The organism is Vibrio sp. YT-19(2023) (assembly GCF_033337395.1).
The window spans coordinates 1-522 of the sequence record NZ_JAWOQN010001121.1; the positions used below are offsets into that span (position 1 = coordinate 1).

The 522-nt window shown below is 52.9% G+C and carries 2 protein-coding genes; both read left to right on the forward strand.

Annotation, left to right across the window (positions count from 1 at the left end):
• A partial coding sequence (locus tag R7E78_RS30380; RefSeq protein WP_318059180.1) for a flagellar basal body rod C-terminal domain-containing protein occupies nt 1–209 on the forward strand: 209 nt, incomplete at its 5' end.
• A 12-nt stretch (nt 210–221) separates the two neighbouring features.
• Nucleotides 222–522, forward strand: a 301-nt coding sequence (locus tag R7E78_RS30385) for a flagellar hook-basal body complex protein (protein ID WP_318059181.1), incomplete at its 3' end; no start/stop codon positions are given.

Here is a 522-nt window from a genome sequence, read left to right on the forward strand (position 1 = left end):
CACAAAGCTTTAGCTCTGGTGCGCCGATCATGGGCGTTCCGGGTTCTGGCACGCTGGGTAACTTGACTCCAGGTGCATTAGAGGGCTCAAACGTCGACCTAACCAGTGAGCTTGTGGCACTGATGACAGCACAACGTAACTACCAAGCGAACGCAAAAACGATTTCGACTAGCGACAAGCTCACTCAAGCCTTGTTCAACGCGGTGTAATAGGAGCTCTGCATGGATAGCTTGTTATTTACAGCAACCTCCGGTGCAAGCCGAGTTCTTAAAGCGCAACACGTTCGTTCGAATAACTTGTCGAACGCGGATACCGCAGGTTTCCGTGCGGATATGGAACGTGTTCGTAGCGTGGAGTTACAAGGCCCGGGCTTTGATGGCCGAACCATGGTGGTCACAAACTCTGCATCAACGCGTTTTGATTCTGGCGACGTTTTGAAAACAGGTCGTGCGCTCGACGTTGCCGTTATGGGTGAAGGTTACCTTGCGGTAGAAACGCCAGCGGGCAACGAGGCTTACACGC